The 14,587-nt window shown below is 45.1% G+C and carries 13 protein-coding genes; 5 read left to right on the forward strand and 8 right to left on the reverse strand.

The genetic code is table 11. From position 1 onward, the window contains the following. From Q0P86_RS07975 to Q0P86_RS07985, 3 genes are all read left to right on the forward strand, one after another. On the forward strand, positions 1 to 2,303 hold a 2,303-nt coding region (locus Q0P86_RS07975; protein ID WP_295038675.1), incomplete at its 5' end, for a S8 family serine peptidase. Between the two features lie 2 nt (positions 2,304 to 2,305). Further along, positions 2,306 to 3,190: a hypothetical protein gene (locus Q0P86_RS07980; RefSeq protein WP_294115640.1), complete on the forward strand. Its 885-nt coding sequence runs from the start codon at positions 2,306 to 2,308 to the stop codon at positions 3,188 to 3,190. Position 3,191: 1 nt separating this feature from the next. Beyond that, complete coding sequence (locus Q0P86_RS07985) at positions 3,192 to 3,641, forward strand: hypothetical protein (RefSeq protein WP_295038677.1); 450 nt, start codon at positions 3,192 to 3,194, stop codon at positions 3,639 to 3,641. Between the two features lie 11 nt (positions 3,642 to 3,652). Here the strand turns inward: Q0P86_RS07985 and Q0P86_RS07990 are convergent, their stop codons facing one another. The 3 genes from Q0P86_RS07990 to thrS form a co-directional block, all read right to left on the reverse strand. After that, positions 3,653 to 4,834, reverse strand: coding sequence for a DUF262 domain-containing protein (locus Q0P86_RS07990; RefSeq protein ID WP_295038679.1), 1,182 nt, complete (start codon positions 4,832 to 4,834; stop codon positions 3,653 to 3,655). Positions 4,835 to 4,848: 14 nt separating this feature from the next. Beyond that, positions 4,849 to 6,051: an adenine-specific methyltransferase EcoRI family protein gene (locus Q0P86_RS07995; protein ID WP_295038680.1), complete on the reverse strand. Its 1,203-nt coding sequence runs from the start codon at positions 6,049 to 6,051 to the stop codon at positions 4,849 to 4,851. A gap of 584 nt (positions 6,052 to 6,635) precedes the next feature. Beyond that, on the reverse strand, positions 6,636 to 8,573 hold the full coding sequence (gene thrS, locus Q0P86_RS08000) for a threonine--tRNA ligase (RefSeq protein ID WP_295038681.1): 1,938 nt from the start codon (positions 8,571 to 8,573) through the stop codon (positions 6,636 to 6,638). 318 nt (positions 8,574 to 8,891) lie between these two features. Here thrS and Q0P86_RS08005 point away from each other — a divergent pair, with 318 nt between their 5' ends. Continuing rightward, on the forward strand, positions 8,892 to 9,596 hold the full coding sequence (locus Q0P86_RS08005) for a hypothetical protein (RefSeq protein ID WP_295038684.1): 705 nt from the start codon (positions 8,892 to 8,894) through the stop codon (positions 9,594 to 9,596). Positions 9,597 to 9,990: 394 nt separating this feature from the next. Then, entirely contained in the window at positions 9,991 to 11,328 is a 1,338-nt protein-coding gene (locus tag Q0P86_RS08010) for an AAA family ATPase (protein WP_295038685.1), read from the forward strand. Here the strand turns inward: Q0P86_RS08010 and Q0P86_RS08015 are convergent. The 5 genes from Q0P86_RS08015 to Q0P86_RS08035 all read right to left on the reverse strand — a co-directional run bounded on the left by Q0P86_RS08015 (position 11,291) and on the right by Q0P86_RS08035 (position 14,280). Further along, a complete protein-coding gene (locus Q0P86_RS08015; RefSeq protein ID WP_295038686.1) occupies positions 11,291 to 11,866 on the reverse strand; it encodes an RNA 2'-phosphotransferase in 576 nt (191 codons plus the stop codon). The genes Q0P86_RS08010 and Q0P86_RS08015 overlap by 38 nt on opposite strands. Positions 11,867 to 11,925: 59 nt before the next feature. Then, positions 11,926 to 12,453, reverse strand: coding sequence for a hypothetical protein (locus Q0P86_RS08020; protein WP_295038688.1), 528 nt, complete (start codon positions 12,451 to 12,453; stop codon positions 11,926 to 11,928). A 2-nt stretch (positions 12,454 to 12,455) separates the two neighbouring features. Next, positions 12,456 to 12,959, reverse strand: coding sequence for a hypothetical protein (locus tag Q0P86_RS08025; RefSeq protein ID WP_295038689.1), 504 nt, complete (start codon positions 12,957 to 12,959; stop codon positions 12,456 to 12,458). Continuing rightward, the gene (locus Q0P86_RS08030) at positions 12,952 to 13,641 is read right to left on the reverse strand and encodes a DUF4417 domain-containing protein (RefSeq protein WP_295038691.1); all 690 of its coding nucleotides are present in this window, start codon (positions 13,639 to 13,641) and stop codon (positions 12,952 to 12,954) included. Before Q0P86_RS08030 ends, Q0P86_RS08025 begins: the two co-directional genes overlap by 8 nt. A gap of 129 nt (positions 13,642 to 13,770) precedes the next feature. Further along, positions 13,771 to 14,280, reverse strand: a complete 510-nt coding sequence (locus Q0P86_RS08035) for a hypothetical protein (protein ID WP_295038693.1) — start codon at positions 14,278 to 14,280, stop codon at positions 13,771 to 13,773. Positions 14,281 to 14,587 lie beyond the last annotated feature (307 nt).

A 14,587-nucleotide genomic window follows, 5' to 3' on the forward strand; every position in this document is an offset into this window, starting at 1 on the left:
TATATGAAGAAATTCGCAGTTGTGATGAAAATGATTCATGCACAACGGTTGTAAGCGAACGAACTTCATTTAACTTAGTTGTTGGTTGTTGGCCCGATGTGCAAATGAACTCATGTAAAAATATTGTGTTAAACTGCGGATGCGACAGTGCATATATTGATCGAGACATTATTTTAGCAAAACTTTCAATGAATACTGTACAGTGTCTAGAAAACCATAAGGATGTCAGGCATTTACATTTTCGCAGGGAAAATCCCCTTGCCTTAGAGAGCAGTCGTGAAATAATAAATATTCTCCCGCTCCAAAGCGGTTTAAAATGGGAAGAGGCCTTAGATGCATCAGATATAACGACAACATGGCTAAATGATGCTGATTATACTGGAGAAGGAATTGTCGTCGGCATTTATGACACCGGAATTGACTTCACGCATCCTGGATTTCTAGAAAAAGATGCAGGCGAAACAAGTAAAGAGCGAAAAGCTTCTAATTACGACGACGAAAGAAGTATTGACAATCCACATGGAACTCATGTCGCCGGCATCATTGGGGGAAATGGAAGAGAATCAACCCTCTACAAATATAGAGGGATAGCTCCCAAAATTCTATACCAATCTGGGGCAACAGATTACAATAACCAACGAGGGCATGTAACAAATCATTCTCATATAACAATCGAGGGCTTTAGAGATAAATATTACGAAGGTGAAGATGCTAAAAGAACTTATCTATGTTATTATGGTTCCAACAATGAAAATTTAGATTTAAATATCTTTTTTAATTGGGAACTTTTTTCGGACAAGGGTGATTTCTTAACAAAAACGGTTGTAGCAGCCGCTGCAAATAACGGTTCTTCACTGCCACAATATGGCACATCCATAGGATTTCATTCTATACTAGTTGATGCAAAAAATGTCGTGACAGTTGGAGCTCTCGATGGCGATTTAACCCATCTTACATTGCGAACAACTTCTAGCATGGGACCAACTTGGGACGGAAGAATCAAACCAGACATTATGGCACCAGGTTCTAACATAATGTCTAGCGTTCCTTATTCACATACAGACGATTTAGGTCACCATAGATATTACGATCGAATGTCGGGAACATCCATGGCTGCGCCAATGGTATCCGGCATCGCAGCCTTAATGTACCAAAAATTTCAAAAACAGACTGGATTATCCCTAAACAGCTATTCTGTACGCAATTCTACAACAAAAGCCCTACTTATTCATTCAGCCATCGATATGGAAGGATGCGCGAATACAAACCCAGATATCGCGAACTCTCCAACTGAATTGATTAAATGCACGCCATTCACAAAAGGACCGGACTTTGCAACGGGGTGGGGGCGTGTAGACGCCAAAGGAGCCTTGGACTTAATTGCAGATTACGATGCAAATTCCAGAACATTTGCAAAATTTCGTGAGATTCCAATTTATCAAGGAACACAGCGCCGTTGGAACATTAATGTTCCTGAAGGAAAGTCCTCTTTGCGTGCAACACTGGTTTGGGACGATGTTCCCGGCAACGCATCCATTGAAAATTATATGGATTCAAAGCTTGTAAACGACATTGATTTACATTTAATTTCACCATCAGGAAAAATCTATTACCCATGGAGACTAGATCCATTGCCGAACAAAAATGTGGATAGCGAGGGGAACATAATTATTGACCATCGCCTTGAAGCAAGGCGATGGGGATTCGAAAACATAACTAGAGCCGAAGCCAATAAACCAGCCTATCGTCATTGTATATCTGTCTATTCGCCTTCTGACGTTTGTTTTGACCGACTGAACAACGTCGAAGTTGTGGACGTTGACACCCCTGAATCAGGAACATGGCAAATTGTGGTAAAGGGTTACAGAGTTGAAACAGGAAATAGTCCTGACGGAAGAGCACAAATAGCATCTATTGTTAGCGATTATCCCTTGATAGAAACAACGAACAACGGAACCCACCCATATGCAGCTAATACGCAGACATCTGAAATAATCGATCTCGAAGAAGGATGCAATCAAACTAGCTGTTATCTAGAGAATTATGTAACTTTCGGACCTGAAACGTTCCTTGGTGAGGGAGACCACATCTTTCTTTATGACGGTTGGAATCGTTTAATCGGAGACTATACTGGGAATAGTTTGGCGAGCAAAAGAATCCTTGTCACAACACGATTCTTAAGGATTGTTCTTGATAGCAACAATGACGAAAGCCAGGGTTGGGGCTATTCCATAAGCGGTATAGAGCATATTCCTTATGGAGTATTACAAATTTTATTCCCGCCATACAAGAAAGGAGAATAGAAATGATCAAATTTTCCATTAAATTTTTTCTTTTGCTATATACCCTTTCTTTCGCAGAAACTTGGGAAGCGAATTTGGAAAGGTGTAAAGGCTTTGGCGGTTTTTGGTTTCCAAACCATAATTGGACTGACCGAGGTGAGCCATGGATTAAACCTTTTGGGAATGATATTAATACTTTTTTTAGTGAAGATTCCTTAAATCATTTTGGAGAACCAGGATTATATTTCAATTATAGCATGCCTGGCTGGGAACCAAGCGCAGAGAGTCCACTTGATGTAGACAACGAATTGCTTATAAGACGTAATCAATCCAATATTAAAGGAACCGATGAAGACTCAATATTTTTTTATTCTAAATGCGGAATTTCTTATTCAGAGAACAAAACATGCTCAAAAAAAATGTATATAGAAGATGTTATTCCTGAAAATTTCAAATTAGTACAAAATAAACAAAACAGTTTTTATATCGACACCAGCTTATTCCATTTGGAATCGTTTTACTATAACTATGCTGAAGATTCTACAGGCATTTATTTTATTTATAAAAAATACTATAGAAAACTTGAGTACGCTGCCCTCTGCAATTTAATTTTAAATTATAGCGCATACGGCAATAGTTCAAGTCTTGAGACGCCATTCTACAAAATTCAATGCGTATTCCAAGATGACGGAACGTTGAATTTTGATAAGATTCCAAACGCAAATTCGATTTCAAAAGAGTTTTGTACAACAAACTCAAGCCTAAAAATTCAAAAAAAAAATAAAGTAAAAGATTTTTTTTACCAAAGTCGTTTTTTTAAGGTCAACGGCACTTTTACATCAGAAGGCTCATCAAACATCATTATAAAAAACAACCAACCAACACTACAACTAAAAGGTGGTCATTAAAATGAAAAAACTTATTCTAACACTTCTCGCTAGTGCAGCAATTTCCTTCGCGGCAGAACACTGTAATGACGGAACATCTAATATGCAGATTCCATTGGAATCGTGCTACAATGATGGTTATGTCTGTCAAGTTTCCACCGAATCATCCGGTGCAGTTCGTTTTTATCTTGGAAAAACTTCTAGTTGTCAGACTTTTGAAACTACTGGATTTGCAACACACCCTTATTATGACAACGGAACCCTTAACACAACAGTCTCCGACAACACTTTAAGGCCTCTTCTCGTTGAGGATGCGATGGACAATGTTGGCGCATTAGGAGTCGCTGTAAACACAGCGTTCATCATCAACGCCTTCAACGAAAAGTTAAAAGTTCGTGTTATTTACCACCGTGTTGGAAACGTAGCTGATGTAAACAGCGTTAGATTGCAAGGAATTAGTAAAATTCCGTAATCATAATCATTTTACCTATTCCCCTTGGCTCGGTTGTGCGACTTGCAGAGCATTTCGCAGTTGGCACGGTCGGTTGCGCCACCCTTGCTCCAAGCGGTTACGTGGTCGGCGTCCATTTCGGTGATTTTCCAGATTTTGTTCTTGTTTGCGTTTTCCGACAAGGCACAGTATGGGCAGTTGGATCTTCCTGTCGCTTGAGCCTTGGCTGTTTGCGCCGCATAGACACTTTTCTTGGTTGCGTCATCAAACACGCGGATGTTCAAAAGTTTTTTTTCTTGTTCGCCACCCAAGACATACTCGAAAATGCCCTTGCGGTCTTTGACGTATGGGTCCGCATATAACGCCAACACTTTCTTTTGAATTTCGCTCGGATTGTAGGCGGTTGCGTGGTAGGACTCATACAGCCGTCCCCATTCCAGCCCCTTCATCTCGGACTCGGTGCATTCAAACACGCTCGAAATCCAGTCGATGACGGTCGTGAAATACAGTTTCAGCTCGTCAATGGACTTGTCGCGGCGATGCATGGACATATATTCGCCGATGGATAGATTGTTGTGGGCGGCGACCCATTCAAGGGCCGTTTCCAAAATTTGCTGCCGCCTTGGATCGCCCGAAACGTAGGTCTGCCATTTCTGCATGTTGGCGTTTTGCGAATTGGAGAAAACGGACTTCGCCGCAGTGACAAATTCACCGGAATAGACGGCGTTCAAGAGTTCCTGATTGTTCAGGGGAATGCCCGCGATGTTGATGGTCTTGAACCATTCCTTGATTTCGGTTTCAGAACCTTCACATTCATAGACGAGCAATTCATAGTTTTCTAGCAATCGTTGAGTTTCAGTATTCAAGCCGGAAAAATATTGCGGTATGCCGTTTGCGTCAAAAATAGCCAGCTTGCCTGTCAGGAAACGACCGATTGATGTGATGCGCTGCTGACCGTCCAGAACTTCAAAACGAACATCACCATTTTCTGCCGTTACTTTGTTAAAATAGATAAGTCCCAGCGGATAGCCCTTGAGCATGGAGTCAATCACGGCGACATCGCGCTTGACGTCGGCGTAGATGTAATTGCGTTGGTATTCGGGCTGGATGGTAAGTTTTCCCGAAAGCCCGAACAGGCCCTTGCCTTCGAGTTCGTTATAGACAAAGCCTTCGCAGATTTCCTTGACGGTGTAGGTCTTGAGTTGCGTTTTCATTTTCCCTCCTCTTGTCATTCCCGGCTTGACCGGGAATCTCCTTTTTGCCTGATAAGGACTCGTGCATAAACCTGTTGATACATTTTTTCATTCACGATGTAATACGTGTCGCCATTGGGAATTTCAGATAACTCGATTGTTGCTCCATCATTCAATTTGGTTACACGACTTCTTTTCCCATGCTTGTCAACTTGAATTTGTTCAGGATAGACTTTATTTGCACCGCCAAACCATGTCTTGGTTATTCCCAAAATTTCAAACTGTTCGGGGCAATACTTATCCAAGAAAGAAATCGGAACGCCCATCACGCCCCTATAATCACTTGGGATTGCGTCGGTATATGGGATTTCGATTGCATCGTAATTGTCGTATCGCTTATAACCAATACCCTTGACTTCTTTATGCTTGCTGAACTTGATGTTGTCCGCTTCAGTCATCAAGGACAGCGGTTCATGACGGCGACCGTGTTCGATGTTGGTAAACCAACAACAATTCCTAAATTTCACAAGCCCTGTTGAATCGTCGAATACCCCATTGGCATATTTCCCAACATCAGCCGTGTCTACCACTCGAAAATAAGCGTTACCGGCATGGAATCCGTTGCCAAGCCAAACTTTATTTTCCTTCAACAAAGGAAATACTTCTTTATATGTAATTGCATTCATGTTGCCTATAATGACAAATTTCTTTTCAGCATCAATAATCCAAGTCAGGAATTCCCTAAATAAGCTGAACGGTGGATTTGTAATGATGAAGTCAGCCTCGTCACGAAGCTTGCAAATCTCATCGGAGCGAAAGTCACCGTCGCCATCTAAATACTGCCATTCCAAATCATGAATGTCTATGCGACCGTTCTTGTTGGTGTCGTGGTCGAGCGTGAAAATCTTGCCCCTGATTTTCGACTTGTCCACATCGAACCAAGGGGCCTGCTGTTCAAACAGCGTTGGTTGCCAGTCCTTGATTTTGTATTTCTTGGACTCGATTGCGAATGATGTCGAAATAAGTTTCTTCAAGCCCAGTTTTTCAAAGTTCTGTGCAAAGTAGCGGGTGAAATTGCTCCATTCGGGATCGTCGCAAGGAAGCAAAACGGTCTTGCCACGGAATACGTTCTCGTCATATTCCAAGTAGGCGTTCATCTCTTTTTCTATGTCTGCGAACTGTGTGTAGAACTCGTCGTTCTTCGCATCCTTCGCCTTCGCCAAAGTACTGTTTGCCATCAGGGTCTCCGCTTGGAGCTTGCCCTGATTCCTGCACGTTCAGCCAAAAGAAAAAGGCGTGAAGTTGAATGCACTTATCTGCTCTGAGGTTACGACCAAGTACCCTATCGAAATAAGCACAAACAACTCACGCCCCAAACGGGCGACAGCACCGCCGGCATACACCAGCAGTGCACGGCGAAGGAGGAACCGCCGTTGTCGAAATACACCCAAACGCACTATACAGGGTATAGCGCGCCAAAGCATATATGCGTGAGCGTCTGTCTCATTCTCCCGATTGAAAAATTTGGTCGTATTTCAGAGCGGAGAACGAGAGCAAAAGCTCATAAAAATGTCTATCGATAATATAGATTATTCGAAGAGGAAAGGAGAGGCCGCATCAGGTGCGGCACGACATTTGGGCGGGTGGGCGGGGTAAGCCGGGCGTTGCGGGCTGGCGTTTGAAGCCCGCTAGAAAGGGTAGTGAGCAACGGAGTGCGAGCCAGGGGAAGGCTTTCCCCTATACCAAAAAAACGCAAGCTCAATGAGTCTGCGTTTTCTAAAAGGCGATGCCGGAACAAAGTCCGGCATGACATGTTTGGCGACTAACGGACGACTTTTCTGTCATCTGCGGTCATTTCGAGGAACTGGGCGACAGTCATGCTGCCCTTATCACCTTCTTTACGACGGCGGACAGACACGACACCATCGGCGACTTCCTTCTCACCAACGATGAGGAGGTAAGGCACCTTCTGGAGTTCGCACTGGCGGATCTTGTAGCCGAGCTTTTCGTTGGATTCGTCAACTTCCACGCGGACACCGGCGTTCACAAGTTCCTTCTCGACTTTCTTTGCGTATTCAACGAACTTTTCAGAAATCGGGAGCACGCGGGCCTGAACCGGAGCGAGCCACAGCGGGAAATCGCCCATGAATTCTTCAATCAAAATGCCGAGGAAGCGTTCGATGGAACCCACGGCCGCACGGTGCAGCATCACCGGAATGTGCTTCTGGTTGTCCTTGCCGACATATTCAGCACCAAGGCGCTGCGGGAGGTTGAAGTCGACCTGGATGGTACCGCACTGCCAGTCACGACCGAGGCTATCCTTCAGCGTGAATTCGAGCTTCGGGCCATAGAAGGCGCCTTCGCCCGGGTTCAAAATGTAGTCGAGGCCGGCGAGCTTCGTGGCTTCGGCGAGGGCGGCTTCAGCCTTGTCCCAGATTTCGTCGGAACCAACACGCTTTTCCGGGCGGGTGGAGAACTTCACGACGATATCGTCAAAACCGAAGTCGTGGTAGATTTCCTTGACAAGAGCGCAGAAGTCAGCCACTTCGCTTGCAATCTGGTCTTCGGTACAGAAGATGTGGGCGTCGTCCTGCACAAAGCCGCGCACGCGCATCAGGCCGTGCATGGTACCGGCAGGTTCGTAACGGTGGCACTTACCGAATTCGGCAAGGCGCATCGGCAGGTCGCGCCAGCTGCGCAGCCCCGTGTTGAAAATCTGGATGTGGCAGGGGCAGTTCATCGGCTTCACAGCCATTTCCACGTCGCCCGCGAGCGTCTTGAACATGTTCTCGTTGTACTTGTCGGCGTGGCCGGACTTGATCCACAAAGTCTTGTTCACGATTTCCGGCGTGATGACTTCCAGGTAGCCGCGACGGTCAATCTTGCCGCGGATGTAGTCCTTGAGGGCGTTCACCATCTTGGTGCCCTTCGGGTGCCAGAACACCATGCCCGGGGAATGGTCTTCGATGTGGTAGAGGTCCATTTCCTTACCGATTTTGCGGTGGTCGCGCTTCTCGGCCTCTTCCAGGAACTTCAGGTAAGTTTCGAGACCTTCCTTGTCAGCGAAGCAAGTGCCGTACACGCGGGTCAGCTGGTCGCTGTTCTGGTCGCCATGCCAGTAGGCGCCCGACATCGAGAGCACCTTGAAATTCTTGAGCTTGCCAGTAGAGGGCACGTGAGGGCCGGCACAGAGGTCTTCAAAGTTCTTGCCCGGTTCGCCAGTCACGTAGAAGCTGAGAGTACCGTCGCTACCCTCGCGGGCGAGAGCGCGTTCAGCGTTGTCCGTCTTGTACTTGTCGCCTTCCGTGCGCTTCAGGCCATCGGCGGCGCTGACTTCGCAACGGGTAAACGGACGGTCTTCCTTGATGATTTCCTTCATGCGCTTTTCGATGCGCTCGAAATCCGACTGCTGGATCGGGGTCGGTGTCATCAAATCGTAGTAGAAACCCTTTTCGATAGCCGGACCGTAGGCGAGTTTGGTGCCCGGGAACAGGTCGCAGATGGCTTCGGCAAGCACGTGGCTGCAGCTGTGACGCAGGAGCATCAGAGCGTCCGGGTCGTCGTTGCTCGGGGTGATAATCTTGATGGTGCCGCTCTCGGTGAGCGGGCGCGTGAGGTCGAGGACCTTATCGCCGAGTTTGACGCCAAGCGCCTTGCGTGCAAGACCTTCGGAAATGCCCTTCGCAATTTCGAGGCCGGTGGTGCCCGATGCTACGGAACGTACGGAGCCATCGGGGAAAGTGAGTTCGATTTGAGACATAATTAATCCTTTTTGTGGGCGGTTCTCGCCCGGTTCCCCAGAAATACGACATCTGGCGGTAAGGCGAAATTTAGCATAAGGCGAGCGTTGCGGCAACCGTGCTTGCACGAGTTGACATAACCGAGCCGCGCTAAAAGCACGCGAAGCGTGCCAAGTAGAAAAAGACTATAAGTGTGGCTAGTGGGAGGGGGGAAGAATCCCCCTGATTGCAGCCCCGGCTATGTCATGAGCTTGTCGAAGGATCTAGCCGTGGCTTCCATCACCCCCACGCCTAGGGGACACCCCTAAGACCCCAATTCCATTGTTATATTAAAATGCATGGCATTGCTTCACAAATATACTCAACGATTTTTGCTGCGTATTGCATGCATTATCGTCCTTTGTATATGCAGCAATGTCATGGCCCAAGAAAAGAAAGGCCTGTCAGAAGAAGAACAATTGGATAGGATGCTTGAGCGTTATAACGAGCGTTACATGCCCAAACTTCTTGGTTTTAGTGCCGGCTATGCGACACCTAATGTATTTGACTTTTCCATTTTTTCTATTCTTGGCGCTTTTCCAATCAATATTACGGATGGGTACAGAATCCATGTCGGATATGACCCCCTCCATTTAAGGGTTGACGATATCGGAGCATCCGACGACGCTTTGTTTGCCGTGAGTACATGGTTTCTTTTCAATGGAATTGACGATATCGCAAACAAAATAACAGGTTCAGAATCAGAAGGCCCGGGCATTTTGGTTTTGGCGACGCTCTTTATCTGGTGCGGAAATGTATACATTCCTCTAGTACCTGGTTCTTGGCTCGGTATCAACGACCAAAACCATTTTACGACTCATGTAATTCAAGAAGGTTTCCATACGCGAAGCTTCACCTACACGAACGATTTGAGTTTACGCTTTTCTGCGAAACCTTCTAGTTCTGGATTTTTTCTAGATACGGGAATCCGGTTCGAAAAGAACTTCGCCGAAGATTTCAAATACAGGTTCTTTGTTCAACTAGGTCTATTTGGCTCAGGGTAAAGCCGCAGACCATTACGACTCATTCAATAAATTGGAACTCCGCTAGAAACTTCTATTAATTTTCTACACCTTGTACTGTCCCCTTTTTTCGGCGACGCAAAGTTCCGTTTGTTTGCTGCGTTTTCTGAGCCTCATTTTAGGGACAAGCGTCATCTGGATTCCCATGGCGTTCAGCACCTTGAAAATTGTTTCAAAGCGCGTCTCGCGGTGTGTCCGATGGCTCGGAGGAACAGCGTGGGGTCATCAGATTCGCTGACTAAAATTGACGAAATTTACGTAAAATCGGCAAATTTTCACTTTTTCGGTGGAAAAAGTGCGACTTTAATGCACTAATTCGGTTGAAAAAGTGCGTTTCATTATTGACAATTCGGTCGGAAAAGTGTAGTTTTGGGACATGTTCAAGAGAAAAATCCTTAAAGAATTTGAAAATTGGAAGATTTCGGGGGGCAAAAAGAAGGCCCTGGTCGTCAAGGGAATGCGTCAAATCGGCAAGACATCCAGCGTCCTGGAATTCGCCCGCAGCAACTACGAGAGCGTCGTCTATATCAACTTTAAGGAAAATGAAAATGCGAAGAAGGTCTTCGAGGGAGACCTGAACGTGAGTCGGATTACCATAGACCTTTCCGCGCTTTTTCCTAATGTGCATTTTGTCGAGAACAAGACCGTCATCATCTTCGATGAAATTCAGGAATGTGCAAACGCCCGCGCCAGCATCAAGCCTTTTATGGAAGACGGTCGCTACGATGTCATCTGTACTGGATCCCTGCTTGGTATTAAGGGGTACAACCGTAAAAAGGGAAAAGGCGTCCCGACCGGTTTTGAAAGAATAATTTATATGAAACCCATGGATTTCGAGGAATTTCTGTGGGCGAAGGGAATCGACGAAAATGTCATCAGTTACCTGAAGGAATGCTTCGCGAAAAGGGAACCCGTAAGCGAGGCGACGCACAACGCCATGCTCCGCTACTTCAAGGAATACCTTTGTGTAGGCGGGCTCCCTTATGTTGTTTCTCGATTTGTCGAGACGAACGACATGAATGTTGTTTGGCAGGAACAGCAGGATATTCTTGAAGAATACAAGGACGACTTTGGCAAGCACCTTGACGAGAACGAAAACGAGGAAATCGACCGCACGCTTCTTGGCCGCATCAATCGCGTTTTTGATTCGATTCCCGCCCAACTTGCGAAGGAAAACAACAAGTTTGTCTATTCGCAACTAGAAAAGAAGGGCCGTTCCGAAAATTACCAAACCGCAATCCAATGGCTCTACGACTGCGGCATCATCAACATTTGCCACAATCTGACCAACATCGCAGAACCCCTTGAAAGCTACAAGATTGAGAATACGTTTAAGATTTATGTGCAGGATTCCGGCCTGTTTGTTGCCATGCTGGAACGCGGCACCGCGGCCAAGATTCTAAGCGGTGATTTGGGATTCTACAAAGACGCCATCTACGAGAACATCATCGCAGATTGTTTCTCTAAACAAGGTCGCAAACTATTCTACTTCCGCAAAGAATCCGGGCTAGAAATTGACTTTGTAGAAAATGTCGGCGGCGAACTCGCCATTATTGAAGTCAAGGCGACAACGGGACGCTCCAAGTCGGCAAAGACCGTTCTGAGTAACGATAACTACGCAGCCAAGGTTTGCTACAAGCTTTCCGAAAACAACATCGGTGTTGCTGGCAAGATGGTTACACTGCCGTATTACATGGCAATGTTTTTGGAGTGAAAATCGAAAGACAATCTTTTGGTATTTCCTTACAAAGCCAAACCTTGTCATTGCCGATATAGAACTGCAAGCCAGCCTTATGAGCGGATTCAGCATCTATTTTCAAAATGATCGGCTCCGGATCGCGTCTTTTGCCGACACGGGTCGCGGTTTCAACATCTATGGAAAGGTGAACATATTGCCGTTGCATCGGCTTTAATCCATCCTGAAGGATTTGCGGCAAGGCCCTGTGCGTTGTTCCGTGGTATAGAACGGCAGGGGGAATCCCAGGCTCCTTCTTTATAATCTGCGGAACCGTGTGACCATAAAGCGCACGAATCTTGTCAGCGACAATTTCATGGCGTTTTTTTTCGGACGTCGCAATAATCTGCTCCAGGTCTGCTTGCGTGACCTCGCATTCATACGCTCCAGATTCATTCAGGGCATGGAGCAACTGTACTATCGGGACAAAGCCCAGCTCGTCAAGCTCCAGTTCGTATTCCCACGGAGCATGGCGGAGAGCATAGGAAATTTCTTTCGAGAGTTCAACTAGGTTCATTTCGCGGACTCCACCTTTTCAAGTTCGTCGGTCATATAACATTTTTCCTATAATCCTTCTTAATTTTCTAAAATGACAGACAAGTTTTTCCCATCAAAAGGCTCTCCCCATCCGTTTTTTTCCGTAAACTTGGAAAAAGCGACTTGCTGCGGGTCTGGAAGTTTAATCTTTTCTTTTTCAAGAATCTTGACTATTTCTTCTATGATGTCTAGGGATTCCTTTCCAATTCCGCTAATGGATGAATAGCTATAGGCAAGTTCTATTCTTCTGATGTTATAAAGAATAGTATTGACGTTTTTGTCTGTATTTTTGTAGAGTTTCTTTATTTGCTCGTACTCCTGTTTGGGCAAATGTTCAAAATCGGAGATTTCGTAATTATCAAATTCCAAAAGGATTTCAGGAATGTATTCAAGGACTTTATCAGACCACTCATCCCATGTTTCGCTTTCGCAAATTTCCCAAAAAGGCTTGAATACCAGCTTCCAGGCATTGCTTGGATACTTTGTGCTAACGTATTTTTCCGCACACATGATTGCGTAAACAATTCGGCCTCGGATCGATATCGATTTGAGAACATTCGTAATCATTTCTACTTCCCTTTGGCCTTCCAGCCGGTATGGTTTTTCTTGATTTTACCCTTAAAGGCAAAGGTACAATTTTCGCAGGCTTCTTTACGCCGTCCAACATTGCCTTTTGTCGTATGGATGGTATAAATCGTGATATTTTCTAATTTTGCTCCGCTGTTGAGAGCCTGATTAATCGCGTCTACCTCGGCGCAGTTTCCTACGGGATAATTGTTGAGCGATTTTTCTGGCAAAATTCCGTTTTCACTAAATAATAGCGGATTCTTCTTGTCTCCTTTCATTTCTATACCTTTGTTTCTTCCATAAAAATATTTCCCAGATTCCGAGTCATAGGCTAGACTCGCCGTGGTAAATTTTTCACGTTTCTTGTTTGATTGTTTTGCAAGTTTATCAATCTGCTGATTCGCCCAATTTGTAGCTTCAGAACGCATTCTTTTTGCGTTGTCTTTAGGCATATGCACACGACTTTCCCGCGTTCCTGAATACAGTCCTTTATTTCCGCTACCCATGTCGGCCCCCTTTCTTGCGCGTAATCCAGTCGGGATAGTTGTGAAACTCCGCGTATTTCAAATACGGACCAAAGACTTTTTCTGGCATGGCGCCATGAACAAGAACAATCTTGGGCGTGAGCGCTCGTAGGCATGCATCAAGCCCGGCTTCAAAATGATATTTGTCATCTTTTGTCTTAATGCATCCGTAAGTACTGATGACGATAATACTGTCGTGAGGGATTCCCGCAAATGCAATCGGTTCAGGCAAAACGTCTGTCGTGTAAGTGTCGCGGCTGCCCCAGCGAACAAGAGGAGTTATACCCACACCCATGCTTTGCCAATAATGGCTGATAGCATTCTTCTTGTAAACGTTTGCTATTTGCACAGTCAAGGGAGCGTCCCTGTAAAGCGAACAATCGGGCGAAATAATCACAGAAAATTTTTGGAGTTCTTCAACATAGGCTTGAGGATTTCTCAAGACATCGGCAAACGTCGGGTCTATTTCGAAGAATCCGATAGCCTCGCTATCCGTTGGAGCCTCGTTTCTACGGCTAAACGGTGTAATTCCATCGGGGATGAATATTCTTTTGGGCTTGTCAATGACCGGAATCTCGAAAACGCCCTCAAAACGGGCGTTTTTTACCAGTTCGGGCTGAAATCCGTCGTCGATAGAAGCTTTGACTCTTTTTTTCTTAGACATATCTGTCTCCTTGTTTATTGTTCAGAGACAAATTTGTCTTTTGGGGGGCGAAAATGCTTTTCGCGATGCGAAAGGAAATTTCGCTAAAATCGCCACATTGCAAAAGGTAAATTCTAGGAATTGGCTTTTTTAGGCCGATTTGGACAACACGTTTTTTTGTAGTGCGAAATTTTTATTTTTGTAAATATCCCTGTCGCTAATGGCATCAAAACCGTTTTTTATTAGAAATTCGTTGGCTTTGTCTATGTCAAATCGTTCATAGTGAGTCAGTATGAATTTGTAACAACGATCTCTTTTTGAGTTTGTTAAGGAATAGCCACAGTGATTTAGAATTTCAATCGAAAAATCAAGCGGAGTTTGCAAGCCTACACAAATGGCTACGACGCTTTGCAAGGAGGGAAACGCGTCATCCTTATAGGATTTATTCTTGATTTTAGAGAAAATCGTTTGGCTCAATCCTGTAATTTCGCAAAAGCGTACGGCATTCCATTTTCGTAGCTTAAAGCATATTGTAAATGCATCAAAAGCATCTGCGCCCCTTATTTTTTGTAATTCTTCGGTTTCGGCACATTCCTTCAACCACAGGTCTTCCAAAGCCTGCTCTTGGTCGGGTTTGTGTGTCGTTTCCTTCTGCTGCATCCTATACTATTTAGTCATCTAAAATCCAAAAAGTTGAAAAAAAGCGAGGCATCATTTTTATGAATAAAAAAGGCGTGGTGTCGAACTTATCTGTTGCAACTGAGGCTCGGCAAAGCCAATCTATCAACAAATACGAACGACCCACGCCCTAAACCATGAGCGTGAGCATTTGTCTTGTCCTGATAGATTTTGAAATTTTGCCGATTTCAGTTGCAGATACAAGAGCAAAAACTCTTATTGCGAGTATTAAATACTCTATGTCAATAAAAATTATCTTATTACGGGAAGACCTCCAGCATTACAGTAT

The sequence above is a fragment of the uncultured Fibrobacter sp. genome (genome assembly GCF_946062555.1).
In the GTDB taxonomy this organism is placed as follows: Bacteria; Fibrobacterota; Fibrobacteria; order Fibrobacterales; family Fibrobacteraceae; genus Fibrobacter.

Bases quoted from the DNA above. Each gene is read 5' to 3' on its own strand.
- Q0P86_RS07980 (WP_294115640.1), top strand. From the start codon at position 2,306: ATGATCAAATTTTCCATTAAATTTTTTCTTTTGCTATATACCCTTTCT.
- Q0P86_RS07985 (WP_295038677.1), top strand. From the start codon at position 3,192: ATGAAAAAACTTATTCTAACACTTCTCGCTAGTGCAGCAATTTCCTTC.
- Q0P86_RS07990 (WP_295038679.1), bottom strand. From the start codon at position 4,834: ATGAAAACGCAACTCAAGACCTACACCGTCAAGGAAATCTGCGAAGGC.
- Q0P86_RS07995 (WP_295038680.1), bottom strand. From the start codon at position 6,051: ATGGCAAACAGTACTTTGGCGAAGGCGAAGGATGCGAAGAACGACGAG.
- thrS (WP_295038681.1), bottom strand. From the start codon at position 8,573: ATGTCTCAAATCGAACTCACTTTCCCCGATGGCTCCGTACGTTCCGTA.
- Q0P86_RS08005 (WP_295038684.1), top strand. From the start codon at position 8,892: ATGGCATTGCTTCACAAATATACTCAACGATTTTTGCTGCGTATTGCA.
- Q0P86_RS08010 (WP_295038685.1), top strand. From the start codon at position 9,991: ATGTTCAAGAGAAAAATCCTTAAAGAATTTGAAAATTGGAAGATTTCG.
- Q0P86_RS08015 (WP_295038686.1), bottom strand. From the start codon at position 11,866: ATGAACCTAGTTGAACTCTCGAAAGAAATTTCCTATGCTCTCCGCCAT.
- Q0P86_RS08020 (WP_295038688.1), bottom strand. From the start codon at position 12,453: ATGATTACGAATGTTCTCAAATCGATATCGATCCGAGGCCGAATTGTT.
- Q0P86_RS08025 (WP_295038689.1), bottom strand. From the start codon at position 12,959: ATGGGTAGCGGAAATAAAGGACTGTATTCAGGAACGCGGGAAAGTCGT.
- Q0P86_RS08030 (WP_295038691.1), bottom strand. From the start codon at position 13,641: ATGTCTAAGAAAAAAAGAGTCAAAGCTTCTATCGACGACGGATTTCAG.
- Q0P86_RS08035 (WP_295038693.1), bottom strand. From the start codon at position 14,280: ATGCAGCAGAAGGAAACGACACACAAACCCGACCAAGAGCAGGCTTTG.